Annotated in this window: 12 protein-coding genes and 1 pseudogene; 8 read left to right on the top strand and 5 right to left on the bottom strand. The window is 69.6% G+C overall.

The window, feature by feature from the left end; translation table 11 throughout:
* The first annotated feature begins 33 nt into the window (after positions 1–33).
* On the top strand, positions 34–1491 hold the full coding sequence (locus JYK04_RS33030; RefSeq protein WP_189740578.1) for a catalase: 1458 nt from the start codon (positions 34–36) through the stop codon (positions 1489–1491).
* Between the two features lie 420 nt (positions 1492–1911).
* On the opposite strand, the gene JYK04_RS33025 is transcribed toward JYK04_RS33030, so the two are convergent.
* The 3 genes from JYK04_RS33025 to JYK04_RS41535 all read right to left on the bottom strand — a co-directional run bounded on the left by JYK04_RS33025 (position 1912) and on the right by JYK04_RS41535 (position 5912).
* Positions 1912–3399 carry an APC family permease gene (locus JYK04_RS33025; protein ID WP_189740575.1) on the bottom strand — a complete coding sequence of 496 codons (1488 nt, stop codon included), beginning with the start codon at positions 3397–3399 and terminating at the stop codon, positions 1912–1914.
* 210 nt (positions 3400–3609) lie between these two features.
* On the bottom strand, positions 3610–5397 hold the full coding sequence (gene gcl / locus JYK04_RS33020; protein ID WP_189740572.1) for a glyoxylate carboligase: 1788 nt from the start codon (positions 5395–5397) through the stop codon (positions 3610–3612).
* Positions 5398–5714: 317 nt separating this feature from the next.
* On the bottom strand, positions 5715–5912 hold the full coding sequence (locus JYK04_RS41535; RefSeq protein ID WP_229875950.1) for a hypothetical protein: 198 nt from the start codon (positions 5910–5912) through the stop codon (positions 5715–5717).
* Here JYK04_RS41535 and JYK04_RS33015 point away from each other — a divergent pair.
* Positions 5824–6480 carry a hypothetical protein gene (locus tag JYK04_RS33015; protein WP_229875911.1) on the top strand — a complete coding sequence of 219 codons (657 nt, stop codon included), beginning with the start codon at positions 5824–5826 and terminating at the stop codon, positions 6478–6480. The genes JYK04_RS41535 and JYK04_RS33015 overlap by 89 nt on opposite strands.
* Before the next feature lie 88 nt (positions 6481–6568).
* Positions 6569–7057 carry a glutathione peroxidase gene (locus tag JYK04_RS33010; RefSeq protein ID WP_030011748.1) on the top strand — a complete coding sequence of 163 codons (489 nt, stop codon included), beginning with the start codon at positions 6569–6571 and terminating at the stop codon, positions 7055–7057.
* Between the two features lie 73 nt (positions 7058–7130).
* Here JYK04_RS33010 and JYK04_RS33005 read toward each other — a convergent pair whose 3' ends face one another.
* Together JYK04_RS33005 and JYK04_RS33000 are read right to left on the bottom strand one after the other, a co-directional pair.
* Positions 7131–8822: an AMP-binding protein gene (locus tag JYK04_RS33005; protein ID WP_229875826.1), complete on the bottom strand. Its 1692-nt coding sequence runs from the start codon at positions 8820–8822 to the stop codon at positions 7131–7133.
* Between the two features lie 97 nt (positions 8823–8919).
* Entirely contained in the window at positions 8920–10044 is a 1125-nt protein-coding gene (locus JYK04_RS33000) for a winged helix DNA-binding domain-containing protein (protein ID WP_189740563.1), read from the bottom strand.
* 162 nt (positions 10045–10206) lie between these two features.
* Between JYK04_RS33000 and JYK04_RS32995 the strand changes: the two genes are divergently transcribed.
* From JYK04_RS32995 to JYK04_RS32975, 5 genes and pseudogenes are all read left to right on the top strand, one after another.
* A complete protein-coding gene (locus JYK04_RS32995) occupies positions 10207–11376 on the top strand; it encodes a magnesium and cobalt transport protein CorA (protein WP_189740560.1) in 1170 nt (389 codons plus the stop codon).
* A 236-nt stretch (positions 11377–11612) separates the two neighbouring features.
* Positions 11613–12445: pseudogene (locus JYK04_RS32990) on the top strand (IS5 family transposase).
* Positions 12446–12447: 2 nt separating this feature from the next.
* Entirely contained in the window at positions 12448–13035 is a 588-nt protein-coding gene (locus JYK04_RS32985) for an aKG-HExxH-type peptide beta-hydroxylase (RefSeq protein WP_189745975.1), read from the top strand.
* Entirely contained in the window at positions 13032–14327 is a 1296-nt protein-coding gene (locus tag JYK04_RS32980) for a serine hydrolase domain-containing protein (RefSeq protein ID WP_189745974.1), read from the top strand. Before JYK04_RS32985 ends, JYK04_RS32980 begins: the two co-directional genes overlap by 4 nt.
* Positions 14328–15234: 907 nt before the next feature.
* Positions 15235–16710: an ATP-binding protein gene (locus JYK04_RS32975; protein WP_189745973.1), complete on the top strand. Its 1476-nt coding sequence runs from the start codon at positions 15235–15237 to the stop codon at positions 16708–16710.
* Positions 16711–16755: the final 45 nt, after the last annotated feature.

Raw genomic sequence — 16755 nt, 5'->3', positions numbered from 1 at the left:
TCCGTCAGCAGTTACCCCGTACGGAAGGTCACCATGTCGAAGCGCACGCTGACGACCGAGTCCGGCGCCCCGGTCGCCGACAATCAGAACTCCGCCACCGCCGGCGTCGGTGGCCCGCTCCTGGTCCAGGACCAGCAGCTCCTGGAGAAGCTCGCCCGCTTCAACCGTGAGCGCATCCCGGAGCGCGTGGTGCACGCCCGCGGCTCGGCCGCGTACGGCTACTTCGAGGTGACCGACGACGTCACCGCGTACACCAGCGCCGCGTTCCTGAACACGGTCGGCAAGAAGACCGAGACCTTCCTGCGGTTCTCCACCGTCGCCGACTCGCTCGGCGGCGCGGACGCGGTCCGCGACCCGCGCGGCTTCGCGCTCAAGTTCTACACCGAAGAGGGCAACTACGACCTCGTCGGCAACAACACCCCGGTGTTCTTCATCAAGGACCCGATCAAGTTCCCCGACTTCATCCACTCCCAGAAGCGCGACCCCTTCACGGGCAAGCAGGAGCCGGACAACGTCTGGGACTTCTGGGCGCACGCCCCCGAGGCGACGCACCAGATCACCTGGCTCATGGGTGACCGCGGCATCCCGGCGTCGTACCGTCACATGAACGGCTACGGCTCCCACACGTACCAGTGGACCAACGAGTCGGGCGAGGCCTTCTTCGTCAAGTACCACTTCAAGACGAACCAGGGCATCCGCTGCCTGTCGGGCGAGCAGGCCGCCGAGCTCGTCGGCAAGGACGCGAACTCGCACCAGACCGACCTGCTGCAGGCCATCGAGCGCGGTGTGAACCCCTCGTGGACCCTGTACGTGCAGATCATGCCGGCCGCCGAGGCCGCGGACTACCGCTTCAACCCGTTCGACCTCACCAAGGTGTGGCCGCACAGCGACTACCCGCTGCAGCGCGTGGGCCGTCTGGTCCTCGACCGCAACCCGGACAACGTCTTCGCCGAGGTCGAGCAGTCCGCCTTCTCCCCGAACAACTTCGTCCCGGGCATCACCGCCTCGCCGGACAAGATGCTCCAGGGCCGTCTCTTCGCGTACGCCGACGCCCAGCGCTACCGCCTCGGTGTGAACCACACCGTGCTGCCGGTCAACGCCCCGAAGGCGACGAAGGCCGACAACTACGGCCGCGACGGTGTCATGGCGCTGCGCAACGGCTCGCGCCACGACAAGAACTACGAGCCCAACTCGTACCAGGGTCCGGCCGAGACCGGTCTGGCGCTGGGCGCCCCGAAGGCCGTCTCCGGCTACACGGGCACCCACGCGGCCCCGGCCCACACCAAGGACGACGACTTCTTCCAGGCCGGTGAGCTCTACCGGCTGATGTCGGAGGCCGAGAAGCAGCGTCTGGTGGCGAACATCGCCGGCGGCCTGTCCCAGGTCACCCTGGAAGACGTCATCGAGAAGAACCTGGCTCACTTCCACGCCGCCGACGCCGACTACGGCAAGCGCGTCGAGGAGGCCGTCCGCGCCCTGCGCGACGCCTGAGCCACCCAGTTGTACCGGGGGCCTGACGGGAGGTCAGGCCCCGGGTGCTCAGCCCGACCCGTGGACCCGGATGAGGGGTGGTACACGGTGAGGGCAGGACGAGGACCGTGGCGAGCGTGCGAGCCAGTGCGGTGGTAATGGGTTCCGAGGCCCGTCTCTTGACCTGAGGGAGACGACGCCGGAGTTCTCGTCGCCGTTCGCCACGGTCCCAGCCAACTCCTCCTCCGTACAGGGGCTACGCACAGAGCCCCCTGCACGAAGCGAAGGAGCCTCCTGCTCCGCCCGGCGGTGCGAACGTCCTGTCGCGCCAGCCTCGCACCGTCGGGCGGTAACAAACCAGAGCGCCGAGTCACGGACGGTCCCGTGACTCGGCGCTTTGTCGTGTCCGGGCAGGACTCCGGCCCTGGACGGGAACGCTCCTCAACGGCCCTCGCGGAAGACGTCCTCGCCGGGTTCGGTGTCCAGCGCCTCGCGGTCGAACACCAGCATGCCGAGGAAGAACAGCCCGCCCAGGAGGAGCAGGCCGGCCACGATCACGACGGGGACCAGTGCCTCCCGCGGCGTCACCAGGACGAACAGCGCGAGCAGGGTCCAGACCAGCGCGCAGAGCGCGACCGGCAGCTCCAGGCGTCCGAGGTCGAAGGCGCCCGGACGGCGGCCCAGGCGGCCGCGCACGGCCAGGTAGAGGACGATCGTCGCGCCGTAGATGACGGCCGGGAGGATCGTCGACGCCGTGATCAGCTCCAGCAGTGCGGCGCCGGGCAGCGCCACCATCAGGACGAGTCCGAGCGCGAGGATCAGCAGGGTCGCCGGGACCGGCGTCTGCGTACGGGTGTTCACCCGCCGCATCACCCGGTGCGCGGGGAAGCGCGCGTCGCGCGACATCGCGTAGACCAGCCGCGAGCAGGAGACCATCACCACGATCCCGGCGCCGAAGAACGCGAACGAGATCGCGACGAGCAGCACCTTCTCCGCGGCCGGACCGAGGTTCTCGCGCATGATCGCCGCGACCGGCGACCCGTCGGCGCTGATCCGCGGGACGTCCTCGATCGCGACGGTCAGCGCGATCAGGAAGAGCATGCCGAGGATTCCCGCGGCGACGACCGACCCCACGATCGCGCGCGGGACGCTGCGGTGGGGGTCCTTGGCCTCCTCCGCCAGGTTCGCGGCGGAGTCGAAGCCCACGAGGGTGGCGAGACCCATGATCATCGCCAGCATCAGCCCGCCGCCGACTGCGAAGTAGCCGGGCGCGTGCGCGGCGACCCCGCGCGAGGTGAGATTGGCCGCCGAGCCGTCGCCCGTGACCGCCACGGCGATGAGGAGCGCGATCGTCACCACCACGACGAGGGCCACTTCCAGCCCCACCGCCACCGAGTTGATCCAGCTGACCAGGCGTGTCGAGGCGATGGCGACGACGGCCTGGACGAGCAGCACCACGAGCGTGATCACACGCGCGGTGTCCTCGTCCGCCGCGATGCCGGCGAGCGGCATGAACGACTGGCTCGCCAGGGCGTTGTCGATCGCCACGACGGCGATCGCCAGGAAGCAGAAGGTCAGCCAGCCGAACCACCAGCCGGTCCGCGGGTCGGCCAGCCGTGAGGCCCATTGGTAGGAGGAGCCGCTGAGCGGGATGCGGGCCGCGAACTGGGCGACCACCAGCGCCACCAGGGTCTGCCCCACCGCGGCGATCAGCCAGAGCCAGATCCCCACCGGTCCCGCGGTTCGGAGTACTTCGTCGTAGGTCCCGAAGACGCCGACCGCCACCGAGATGAAGGCGAACGAGATCGCGAACACCTGGAAGGAGCCCAGCGTGCGCTTCAGCTCCTGCCGGTATCCGCCGCGCTCGACATCGGCTTCGACGGAGCCGTCGCCGTCACGGTCATTCCCGCCCGTCGAAGCCTCCGCCACCCCGTCCACCTCGTTCTCCACCGTCCCCCGCGGCAGCGGCGGAGCACCGGTCAGTGTCCTCCGCCGGGCCGCCCGCAGGGGCAGCCGGCGGTCGACACACGTGACGAAGCCCCGAACGGACGCCGCCGTACGGGCCCGGCGGCGCCGGAACGCGGAGCGGCCCCCGCCCTCCTCGCGGAGGGGCGGGGGCCGCCGGGTGGTGCGGGGTGATCAGACCTGCAGGGCCTTGATCGCGGTCGGGGCGTGGCCCGGCTCGGTCGCGAGCTCTTCGAACTCGGTGACGTCGCTCATGTCGACCGTCTTGCTCATCGCGATGTTGGTGATGCGCTCCAGGATCGCCTCGACGACGACCGGGACCTGGAACTCCTGGGCCAGCTTCTTGGCCTCCTCGAAGGCCTCGCCCAGCTTGTCCGGGTCGGTGACGCGGATGGCCTTGACGCCCAGGCCCTCGGCGACCTTGACGTGGTCGACGCCGTAGACGCCCAGCTCGGGGGTGTTGATGTTCTCGAACTCGAGGTTGACCTCGAAGTTGATGCCGAGGCCACCCTGCGCCTGGCGGATCAGACCCAGGTAGGCGTTGTTCACGAGGACGTGGACGTAGGGGACCTTGTGCTGGGCGGCGACCGCCAGCTCCTCGATCATGAACTGGAAGTCGTAGTCGCCGGACAGCGCGACGATCGGGGTCTCCGGCTCCGCGGTGGCGGCACCGATGGCGGCCGGGATGGTCCAGCCGAGCGGGCCGGCCTGGCCGCAGTTGATCCAGTTGCGCGGGCGGTAGACGTGCAGGAACTGCGCCGCGGCGATCTGGGAGAGGCCGATCGTGGTGACGTAGCGGGTCTCGGGACCGAACGCCTTGTTCATCTCCTCGTAGACGCGCTGCGGCTTCAGGGGGATGTTGTCGAAGTGCGTACGGCGCTGCAGGGTCGCCTTGCGGTCCTGCGCCGAGGCGGCCCAGGCGGAGAAGTCCGGCAGCTTGCCCTCGGCCTTGAGCTCCTTGGCGATCTCGATGAAGAGCTCCAGCGCGGCCTTGGCGTCGGAGGCGATGCCGAAGTCCGGGGCGAAGATCTTGCCGAGCTGCGTGGGCTCGATGTCGACGTGGACGAACTTGCGGCCCTTGGTGTAGGCGTCCAGGTTGTAGCCGGTGTGACGGTTGGCCCAGCGGTTGCCGATGCCGAAGACGAAGTCCGACTCCAGGAACGTCGCGTTGCCGTAGCGGTGCGCGGTCTGGACACCGACCATGCCGGCGGCCAGCTCGTGGTCGTCCGGGATGGTGCCCCAGCCCATCAGGGTGGAGATGACGGGGACGTTCACCAGCTCGGCGAACTCGACCAGCAGGTCGGACGCGTCGGCGTTGATGATGCCGCCGCCGGCGACGATCAGCGGGCGCTCCGACTCCAGCAGGAACTGCAGGGCCTTGGCGGCCTGGGCGCGGGTGGCCTGCGGCTTGTAGACCGGCAGCGGCGCGTAGGTGGCCGGGTCGAACTCGATCTCGGTCAGCTGGACGTCGATCGGGAGGTCGATGAGGACCGGGCCCGGACGGCCGGAGCGCATGAGGTGGAAGGCCTCCTGGAACACGCCCGGGACCTGCGCGGCCTCCAGGACGGTCGTGGCCTTCTTGGTGACCGGCTTGGCGATCGAGGCGATGTCGACGGCCTGGAAGTCCTCCTTGTGGAGCTTCGAGACCGGAGCCTGACCGGTGATGCACAGGATCGGGATCGAGTCCGCGATCGCCGAGTACAGGCCGGTGATCATGTCGGTGCCGGCCGGACCCGACGTACCGATGCAGACGCCGATGTTGCCCGCCTTGGCGCGGGTGTAGCCCTCGGCCATGTGCGACGCGCCCTCGACGTGGCGAGCCAGCGTGTGCGCGATGCCGCCCACGTTCTTGAGCTCTCGGTAGAACGGGTTGATCGCAGCACCGGGGACACCGAACGTTTGTTCGACACCCTCGAGCTTGAGGATCTCCACTGCAGCGGCGGCGGCTGTCATACGAGGCATCGAGTTCTCCTGCGGGTCTGGCGGTCAGGCTTTTCCGTCATCCGGAAGTTTTGTTCTGCTATACGGAACAAACTAAGCGGCGACTCCTGCGACGTCAAGGCGGTGGGGGACCTCGGAAGCCACCAAAAGCCGCATCTCGGTCGGCGACTTGTACAAATCACCGATGCGCCGGCAGGAAACCCCCGGAAAAGGAGTGCGGCCTCCCCCCGGCGGTCGCCGGTGGTGGAGCATGGACCTACGCACAGCGACGGAGGGGGTCCAGGTCTCATGGCGGAAGCGGTACCGGTGCGCTGCCCGGCGTGCCTGCGCGAGAACGGCTACACCGCCCCGGTCTTCCCCTGCGCCTGCGGAAGCCCGGTCCATCCCCCGCTGGACCTGGCGGCGCCGCCGGTTCCGCTGACCCACCGGACGTGGACGGACACCTGGGTGACGGTGCGCTGCACGACGTGCGGGCGGGAGAGCGAGTGGCCCCATCCCGAGCTGGGGTGCGGTGGGTGCGGGACGGTGGTGCTCATTCCGGTCCACCCGCCGGAGGGCACGGGGACGCCGGCGGGTCCGGCCGGGGTCCGCGCGGGCTCGCCTTCGGCGGCCGCCCGGCCGGATCCGGGCGGACCTGGCGGACCTGGCGGATCTGGCGGCGGAGCCGTGGGCGGGGGTCCGGCGCACATCCCGCCGCCGCCGTCCGCACCGGTCCCGCGGCCCGCGTTCCGGCCGGTGACCATCCGTACGGCCCGCGACGCGGTGGCCACGGCCGCGCTGTACCTGCGCTGGCTCGGCTTCCGGGACGTACGGCAGCCCGACGGGCGCCCGATCCCGGCGGCGACCGTGGACCTGCGGGCTCCGGGCCTGGTCGCCCAGGTGGACCCGACCACGGCACCGGCCGGGCTGCGGGCGGTGGAGTGCGTCTGGCTGAACGGGCTCACGGCGTCCGCGACCAGCGTGTACTTCGCGCTCGCCGGATACACGGAGGAGGCCCGGGCCCGCGCGGACGATCTCGGGATACCGCTCTTCGTCATGGACCTGACGGGCATGCCACAGCCGGTCAACGACCCGGCGGACGCGCTGGTGGGCCCGGACGCGTAGGCACTCCGGGAACGGGTCGCCCCGGCAGCATCGCCGAGCGACCCCCTAAGCTCGGAGGCATTGCCTACTTCCTGCCCAGGAGAGCCCGATGAGCCTGTACGACATCCCGCTGACCACGCTGTCCGACGAGCCCACCAGCCTCGCCGCCCACAAGGGCAAGGCGATCCTCCTGGTGAACACCGCCTCGCAGTGCGGGCTCACCCCCCAGTACTCGGGGCTGGCCCGCCTGCAGTTCACGTACGAGGAGAAGGGCTTCACGGTCATCGGCGTGCCCTGCAACCAGTTCGGTGAGCAGGAGCCCGGCAACGCCGAGGACATCCAGACCTTCTGCGCGGCCGGTTTCGGCGTCACCTTCCCGATCCTGGAGAAGTCCGAGGTCAACGGCGAGAACCGGCACCCGCTCTACGCGGAGCTGGTGAAGACCCCGGACGCGGACGGCGAGGCCGGGGACATCCAGTGGAACTTCGAGAAGTTCCTGATCTCCCCCGCCGGCGAGGTCGTGGCGCGCTTCCGCCCGCGCACCGAGCCGGAGGCCCCCGAGGTCATCGCCGCGATCGAGGCGCACCTGCCCGCGTAGTACTCCCGTACGCCCTCCGCGGATACTCCCGTACGGGCTGCTGCGCGGACGCGGCAGCCCGTGGGCGCTCCCCTCAGTCCAGGTCGGCCTCGTGGTACTCCCCCGCCGACCCGGCCGCGGTGAGCTCCCGCAGCTCCACCCGGCGGATCTTGCCGGACACGGTCTTCGGGAGCTCGGCGAACTCGATGCACCGGATCCGCTTGTACGGGGACAGCACGGCGCGGGAGTGCTCGAACAGCACCCGGGCCGTCTCCGGTCCGGGCTCCCAGCCGCCCGCGAGGGTGACGTACGCCTTCGGGACCGCCAGCCGCAGCGCGTCCGGGGCCGGGACGACGGCGGCCTCGGCCACCGCCTCGTGCTCCAGCAGGGCGCTCTCCAGCTCGAACGGGCTGATCTTGTAGTCCGAGGCCTTGAAGACGTCGTCGGAGCGCCCGACGTAGGTGAGGTACCCGTCGGCGTCGCGCGCGGCGATGTCACCGGTGCGGTAGAGCCCGTCCGCCATGGCCTCGGCCGTGCGCTGCGGATCGTCGCGGTAGCCGGTCGTCACCCCGGCGGGCCGGGTGCGCAGGTCCACGCAGAGCTCGCCCTCGTCGGGGGACTCCTTGCCGGTGACCGGGTCCAGCAGGACGATCTCGTAGCCGGGGGCGGGCCGGCCCATGGAGCCGGGCTTGACGGGCGCCCCGGGGAAGTTCCCCACCTGGAGGGTGGTCTCGGTCTGGCCGAAGCCGTCGCGGATGGTGACGCCCCAGGCCGCGCGGACCCGCTCGATGACCTCCGGGTTCAGCGGCTCCCCGGCAGCGACCGCCTCGCGCGGGGGCCGGGCCAGCTTGGTGAGGTCGGACTGGATCAGCATCCGCCACACGGTGGGCGGGGCGCAGAATGTGGTCACGCCGTGCCGGTCCATCTCGGCCATCAGCCGCTCGGCGTCGAAGCGGGTGTAGTTGTGGACGAAGACGGTCGCTCCGGCGTTCCACGGGGCGAAGAGGTTGGACCAGGCGTGCTTGGCCCAGCCGGGCGACGCGATGTTGAGGTGCACGTCGCCGGGGCGCAGCCCGAGCCAGTACATGGTGGAGAGGTGCCCGATGGGGTACGAGGCGTGCGTGTGCTCGACGAGCTTGGGGCGGTCGGTGGTGCCGGAGGTGAAGTACAGCATGAGCGGGTCGGTGGCGAGGGTCTCGCCGTCCGGTGTGAAATCGCCGTCGGCGCCCGCCGTGTCCGCCAGCCTCAGCCAGCCGTCGGGGACCTCGTCCCCGGCAGCGATCCGGGTGTAGCCGCCCGGCACCTCGTCGAACTTGGGGGTGTCCAGGGCCCGCGCGATGACGTGGCGCACCTGGCCGCGTTCGACCCGGTCGCGCAGGTCGGCCGGGCCGAGCAGCGGGGTGGCGGGGATGACGACGGCGCGCAGCTTCATCGCGCCGAGCATCACCTCCCACAGCTCGCGCTGGTTGCCGAGCATGACCAGGATCCGGTCGCCGGGCGCGACGCCCTGCTCGCGCAGCCAGTTGGCGGCGGCGCCCGACCGTACGGCGAGCTCCGCGAAGGTGAGGCCCTGGCTGGTGCCGTCCTCCTCGACGATGCGCAGGGCGTCGGCGTCGTTGCCGGCGGCGATGTGGTCGAACCAGTCCAGGGCCCAGTTGAAGCGGTGGGGGCGGGGCCAGGTGAATCCGGCGTGGGCGGCCTCGTAGTCGCCGCGGCGTTCCAGCAGGAAGTCCCGGGCGGCCAGGAACCGGGCGGTGGCGTCGTCCTGCGTACTCTCGGTCGTCATGTCGGGCATCGTGCCGTCTTCGGTGCACGGACCACCAGTGCGGCGTCAGCCGCGAGTTGACCGTCCGGGACGGTACGGGGCCGCCAGGGGACGCGCGTCAGGCTCTGACCGCTCCGAACCGCACCGCCGCACCACCCGCCTGCTCCCCCTCTCCCGCCATCCCTTCCGCCATCCCTTCCACCATCGACTCCCCCTCGGCGACGATCTCCTCCTTCGCCGCCTTCGGGACCGGACCGAACAGCTCGATGGTGAGCGACCGCCCTTCGAGCTTCCACAGGCCGGCGAGGAACCCGTCCACCAGCAGGGTGCAGTGGGCCTGGTTCCCGGTCCACGTGCGCCCCTTGACCTCGGGGGCGACCACGCGGGTGCGGTCGGCGTGCGAGAGCAGGAGGTTGTCGAACTCCGGGAGGAAGCGGGGCGGGGCCGGGGTGTCCGCGTCGGGACGGGGGGCGCCCGGGAGGTCGAAGAGCTCCACCCCGTTCTCGTCCTGGAAGACGAGGAGGCCCGGGCGCAGCCGCTCGAAGGCCTCGCGCAGCCGGGTCAGTCCGGCCCAGGTCTGCATGTCCTTGACCGAGGCGGGCCCGAACGCGGCGAGGTAGCGCAGCACGACCTCGTCCACGGGCTGCGCCGCTCCGGCGGGCTTCCCGAGCCAGCTCTCGACGGTCGTGAGCCGGACCTGGCCGCTGCGCCCCCACACCCCACGGGGGGTGACCTGGACCAGCGGCAGCCTGCAGCGGGCGGCGACGGACAGGGACTGCGGGTCGGCGTCGGGCCATTCCTCGAGCAGTTCCTCGCGGATCTCGCCCATGGTGCGCGGCTCGCTCTCGACGAAGGCGCGGGCACGCCGCGCGAGCCGCTCCAGGTCCACCCCCGCGAGCCCCTTGCGGAAGTAGTTGACCTCGCGGTCGCGGGCGGGCTGGACGAGGGGCCTGAGCGCCAGGGCGTCGTGGGCGGTGTGGGTGTGGATCGTCGACCGCATGGTGACCATCCGGACGACCTCGCGGGCCTCCATGAGCCCGGCCAGCTCGGCGGGCCGGAAGCCGGCGAGCCGGGCGTGCAGCTGGAAGTAGGGCGGCTTCACGTTCTGCGCCTGCAGCCCGAGCAGGTGCGCGACGGCGTCCCCCGCGGACATCTCGGCGCGGCTGAGCATCAGCTGGCGGGCGAGCGTGGCACGGTTCAGAGCGCGGGTGGCGAGTACGGGGTGTGTCGTCCTGGAAGCCATGGCAGCAAACTAATCCCCCTTGCGGACAGCTTCGGTCCGCAACCCCGGAACCGAAGCGGACGGGAGCGGGCCGGAACCCCCTGCCCGGCACCGGCCGCCCTTTTCTCCCCTATATCCTGCCCCTTGCCCGTAAACAGACGTTCGACCGGGAGCTGACCTGCGATGCCGGAGCGCCCAGACCGCCGCCCCTCGCCGTCCGCCGCGAAGCGCACGGGTTGGCGACGCCCGGCCACCCCGGCCGCCGCCGGCCCTCCGCCGGGACAGCCGACCGGCCCGCAGCCCGCACCGGCGGCCGCCGCTCCCCCGGAGCACCGCAGCGTGATCGACTCGGCCGTCTACCGCGACGGCCGCCGCATCGCCTCCCCGGCCACCCTCGCCGAGACCTTCCGGCAGCTGCGCGAGGAGCCCGACGGGATGGCCTGGATCGGCCTGCACCGTCCGACGGAACCCGAACTCCACTCCCTGGCCGCCGAGTTCAACCTCCACGAACTCGCCGTCGAGGACGCCTTGGAGGCCCACCAGCGCCCCAAGCTGGAGCGTTACGGCGACACCCTCTTCGTCGTCCTGCGCGCCGCCCGCTACCTCGACGCCCAGGAGGAGGTCGACTTCGCCGAGCTCCACATCTTCGTAGGACCGGACTTCCTGATCACGGTCCGGCACGGCGGCGCCCCGGACCTGTCCGCCGTCCGCCGCCGGATGGAGGGCAACCCGGAACTCCTCTCCCTCGGCCCGGAGGCGGCCCTGTACGCCATCCTCGACGCGGTGGTCGACGGCTACGCCCCGGTCGTCGAGGGCGTCCAGACGGACATCGACGAGATCGAGACGGAGGTCTTCCGCGGCGACCCGGCGGTCTCCCGCCGCATCTACGAACTCTCCCGCGAAATGGTCGAGTTCCAACGCGCCACCCGCCCCCTGGTGGGCATGCTCCACGGCCTGATGGCGGGCTTCGCGAAGTACGGCACGGACGAGGAACTCCAGCGCTACCTCCGCGACGTGGCGGACCACGTGACCCACACGAGCGAACGCGTCGACGGCTTCCGCCAGGCCCTCACGGAGATCCTCACGGTCAACGCCACCCTGGTCTCCCAACAACAGAACGCCGAAATGCGCGCCCTGGCCGAGGCAGGCTTCGAACAGAACGAGGAGATCAAGAAGATCTCCTCGTGGGCGGCCATCTTGTTTGCACCCACACTCGTGGGAACCATCTACGGCATGAACTTCGAGACGATGCCGGAGCTGCACTGGGCAGCCGGCTACCCCTTCGCGATCCTGCTGATGGCAGTGGTGTGTACGAGCCTGTACATCATCTTCAAGAAGCGGGACTGGCTGTAGCAGGCAGCGCGGAGCCCGAGATCCACTTCGCACCAGCGAAGGCCTCGGTGTCTCGACTGAAGGGGCCTGGGGAGAATCTGGGGAGAATGCGCCGCGGCGGGAGCGAGACTGTCGCTTCACCCGCAGCCGTTCTACCCCGGCCAGTTGAGCTCGATCCAGGGCGTCATCAGCCACTGGTGATTACCGACCCTGCTAGGGCGTGTCCGCAATGTCGATCGGTCGTTACTCCGTTCGTGGTGCGACGTCATGAACTGACCGATCAGGCCTGGGAAATCATCGGACCGTTACTGGCTCCGCCCCGGATGGGACGTCCGGTGCGGGACCGGCGGCAGGTCCTCAACGGCATCCTGTGGAAGCTGTCCACGGGTGCTGCCTGGCGGGACCTGCCCGAACGGTATGGGCCGTGGAAGACGGTCTACGAACGGTTCCGCCGCTGGTCGGCGGACGGAACCTGGGACCGGCTCCTGGCCCACGTCCAGCAGCACTCGGATGCGATCGGCGAAGTCGACTGGTCGGTCGTCTGCGTCGACTCGACGATCGTGCGGGCCCGCCAGCACGCTGCCGGAGCCCGAAAAGGGGGCCCTGGACCGGTGAGGCACTCGGCCGGTCCCGAGGCGGACTGAGCACCAAGATCCACCTCGCCTGCGACGGCCGGGGCCGCCCTCTCGCGTTCACGCTCACCGGCGGGAACGTGAACGACTGCACGCAGTTCGAGCCGGTCATGGCCCGCATCCGCATCAAGCGGTGCGGGCCGGGCCGGCCCCGGACCCGACCGGAACGGGTGGTCGGCGACAAGGGCTACTCATCCCGCAAGATCCGCTCCTACCTGCGCAAACGCGGGATCGCCTGCACCATCCCCGAACGCGTCGACCAGATCAGCGGACGGCGTCGACGCGGAGAGAGCCTGTGCCGTCTCGACCGTGAGGTCTACCGGCGCCGCAACGTCGTCGAACGCTGCTTCAACCGGCTCAAGCAGAACAAGGCCCTCGCCACCCGCTACGACAAACGAGCCCGCCACTACAAAGCCCTGGTCACCCTCGCCTGCCTGCGACTATGGCTCCCCGGCTGACATTGCGGACACGCCCTGGCCCCGGTACCGAGCCCGCCCCGGCCCACCTGCTCAGCCTCGCGGCCGACGCGTACACCAGCGCCGCACGAGCGGGCTTCGGCGATCTGCTCGCCGCGCACGCCGTCGTCCTGTGCCTCCTGCGGACCAAGAACCTCGGCGAGACCCTCGACAGCTGGACCATCAGCCGCCTGCCCGGCACGGTTTTCATGGACCACGTCGACGACCCGGTCGTCCTAGCCCGCGACCTCATCCACGAGGCCGGGCACAACTGGCTGAACGACGCCCTCGCGGCAACGGGATGCAAGATCAGCGACACCGCGCACTTCCACTCCCCGTGGAAGCAGACAACGCGGCCTGCGCTCGGATTCCTCCACGCCTGCTGGGCGTTCCCGCTCACCATGCTGTTCACCGCGCACGCGCTGAACAGCACCGCGGGAGACCTGCACCGGTTCCTGACCGCCTACCTCGACCAGCAGCGAAGCCTCCTCGCCGGTACGGCACCCGACCATGCCCGCGCTCTGGAGCTGATCAGCGACGACGGACTCCGCCACCGCCTCGCCACCGCCCACCACCAGGCACTCGCCCTGTGAACGCGGCCCACGACGAGGAGCCCGGCCTGTCCCTCCTGGTCCACCGGCCAGGCGAAGAGCCCGCTCTTCTACACACCGGTCTGGCCAGCCTCGAACACAGACTGCCCATCGGACCGGACACCACCTTCAACGTCGGATCGGTCGCGAAGCAGATCACCGCCCACCTGATCCTGCTCGCCGCGCATGACGACCTCCTGCGCCTGGACCAGAAGGCCGCGGACCTGCTGCCCCGACTCAAGATCACCGATGTCACCGTCGCGGACCTGGTCACCCACCGATCGGGCATACGCGACGCCGAGTCCCTGCTCTCCCTCGCCGGCTTCCGGGACCTCGACCACTACACGGCCGACGACCTGCGAACCCTCGCCTACCGCCAGCACCAACGCGCCGTCCCCGAAGGCCGCTTCCTCTACAGCAACACCAACTACCTCCTCCTGGCAGAGATCCTCGAAACGGTCCACCGCACCACACTGCCCGACCTCGCCCAGCACCGCGTTTTCGGCCCGCTCGGCATGCACTCCACCCACTTCAAGAGCGACCCCCGCCAGGTCATCCCCGGAGCGGCATCCGCCTACCAGGTCGTCCACAACGACTGGTGGCATACAGAGGTGCCAGTCACGCTGCCCGGCCCGGGAACCCTGTGGACCACCGCCAGCGACCTCGACCGATGGCTCGCCCACCTTCACCAGTACTGGCAGTGTGAACACCAGCTCCCCCGGCAAAACGCCCTCGCCTACCACCCCAGCGACCACCAGCCGTACCTTTACGGACCCGGCCTCTACGCCGACACCCGTCCTGGCCGAGTCGGCGTCTTCCACTACGGGCACGAACAAGGGTTCTCCGCCGCGACTCACCTGGACGCGACGGGACTGCGGGCTATCTGCCTGTCTAACAACTCCGACATCGCCGCCGACTACATCACCGCAGCCATCCTGCGGGGCCTCGGAGAACATCCGGAGCTGGACCCCAAGGATGTCCTCCACACGGCCGCGACCTTGCGCCCAGAGCCCAAGGTCGCGGCCCGCACCCAGCATGCCAACGGCGACCGCGGCCCGGAGGTCGAGCTCGGTAGGTTCTCCTGCGACCAGGCCCCCGGCAGCCTGCGGCTGACCCGGAGCGCCGGCACCCTCCACCTGTGGCGCCGAGGAAGCCGAGACCAGCTCACCCAAACGGGGCCAGCGGCGTACGTCGGCAACGGCTACACGCTCACCCTGACCGGCGGCGCGGACCAGGTGGACAGCTTCACCCTCGACCTCGACCGCGCCCCCGGACTGACCTACGTCCGCCGGTAGCCATCGATTACGAGGCTGCTTCCCGACCCCACCACCTCGGACCGGTGGAGATGCGAACTGGAGAAACTCCCCATGTCTGACCGCTTGGTGATTCCTGGAATCGAGGCGTTTACGCGCGAAGGTCTACCCGCGCCCGCCCAGACCGATGACCGGAACCCATGGGTGGACGGGGTCTGCTGGCTGTACTGCGGGCAACGCTGGACACGCGTCTTATGGATCGGACCAGCGAGTGTTGCGGGCATGCAGGCGCCGATGTTCGCGTGCGGCCCCTGCATCGCCGAACTCCATCAGCGGGTGTGGCGATCTCTGCGCATCAGCGACGAACCTGACCGCCCCAGCGCCCACGCGAGGCACCTCGAACAGGATGAGCACGGCAGCCCCCGTGGCGGCCGCCACCGCGCCCGCAGCAGATTCCTGCGCTCATGACAGCACCCATGTCAACTGAGGTATTCCGCTGCAATCTTGACGCTGATGAGGGAGTCGCCCGCTCGCCTCCAGTACCTGAGAACGTACCCACCGCCGGGGAAGCACTTCTATGAACTCCGGGTCGGCCACCCGGCTTGGCCAAGCCCCTGTTGATGCACCCATGGCCCGCTCCATGCCCAACAGGGAGCCAGCCCCCTCAGCATGTCCTTCACCCATGGCAGCCCGTGTCACCAACGGCGTTATGGCGAACGGGACCTGGACTGAACAGGCCTCCAGCGGCAACTCTTCTCAAAGATCACCTACGCCCGACCAGCCCCTTTCGGTAGCATGCTCCGAACGGGGGATTTCGGCTGACGTGGGACGAGTAGCAGCGCACTCACCACACGAAGCCCGAGCAGTCCTGCCACGTGCCGCTTCGCAGAGCACACAGACGAATCGACCACACAGGACTGACCGGGTGCACCGGGTACGGAGCGTGAAGATGGACTTCGACGTTGCCGCGCCCGACCCTGCCGGCATGGTGGCGTCGCTCAGTTCGCTCGGCTACTCGCTTCCCGCCGCCGTCGCAGATCTTGTGGACAACAGCGTCTCCGCAGAGGCCAAGAACATCGACGTCGACTTCACGTGGGACGGACAGGGCTCCTGGATCTCAGTGACGGACGACGGCAAGGGGATGACGGAGCCCGAGCTGGTGACCGCCATGACGGTGGCGGCCCGCGGCCCATCCGCCGAGCGGAGTGCCATGGATCTCGGTCGTTTCGGTGTGGGGTTGAAGTCCGCCTCGTTCTCCCAGTGCCGCAAGCTCACCGTAGCCACAGCCAAGGACGGGATCTGGCACGTTCGGACGTGGGACCTCGGTGTCGTGGAGCACTACAAGGAGTGGCGGCTACTCCGTGACCCCGGCGACACAACCTCGTCCCTCCTGCGTCGGATCGCGGGAAGCATGCAGCACGGGACCGTCGTCCTGTGGGAGCAGCTCTCCGGCTACCACAACACCGCCGTGGCCGGCGACGACGAAAAGACGCAGGCCCAGTTCTATGCGGAGGTGGAGCGTACCGAAGCCCACCTCTCGATGGTCTTCGCGCGTTTCCTGAAGCGTCCGGTCCGGTGCCGGATCCGGGTGCGCGGCTCCGACCTCTCCCCATGGGACCCGTTTCTGTCCACGCACCCGTCGGTACAGCGGATCCCCTGGGAGCCTTTGCCGCTGGGATCGCAGTCGGTGCGCGTGGAACCCTTCATCCTCCCCACGGCACAGCGTCTCTCGGAGGCCGAATACGAGTCGGCTGCCGGGCAGAGGGGATGGCTGGGGCAACAGGGCTTCTACGTCTACCGCCGTGATCGCCTGATTCTGGCCGGTGACTGGCTGGGGATCCGCGGCCTGAAGCGCGAAGAGAAGTACAACCTCGCGCGGATCGCCGTGGACATCCCTGCGGAGGCCGACGCGGACTGGGGCGTGGACGTACGCAAAGCGAGCGTGGTTCCCCCCGTCTCCTTGCGCCGTCACCTGGAGAGGATCGCCAGGTACACCCGCGAGGCGGCCTCCCGTTCCGCACGACAGCGTGGTCAGGTGGTGTCGCGGGCGCACGGTGACCCCCTGAGGTTTGCCTGGAATGTGAAGCGTCACGATGGCCGGATCACTCTGCGTATCAACAGAAAACACCCCTTGGTGAAGGCAGCGATGGATGACCAAGGGGGCAATCCGGAAGTCGTCCGCTCGATGCTCCGCCTCCTTGAGGAGACGGTCCCGGTCACGGCGCTCCGCATGCTCCACGAGACCGACACGGTCGACGACCCCGAACCCTTCGGCGGTCCAGGGCCAGCCGCTCCCGAGACCGTCGACATCGCTCGCCGGGTGTACGAGGCGCTCTTGGAGCAGGGCCGCTCCCCTGAGGACGCCCGGGGAGTACTTGGCTCCATGCCTCCCTTCGACGAGCAACAAGGCTTCTGGAACTCCTGACCCACTTGGTAGCCCCACTCCCAACCGACCCGGCCGCTGGAGGTC

Source organism: Streptomyces nojiriensis, assembly GCF_017639205.1.
Lineage (GTDB): Bacteria > Actinomycetota > Actinomycetes > Streptomycetales > Streptomycetaceae > Streptomyces > Streptomyces nojiriensis.
Note: the sequence above shows the minus strand (reverse complement) of the source record. Positions and strands in the feature narration are given on the sequence as shown.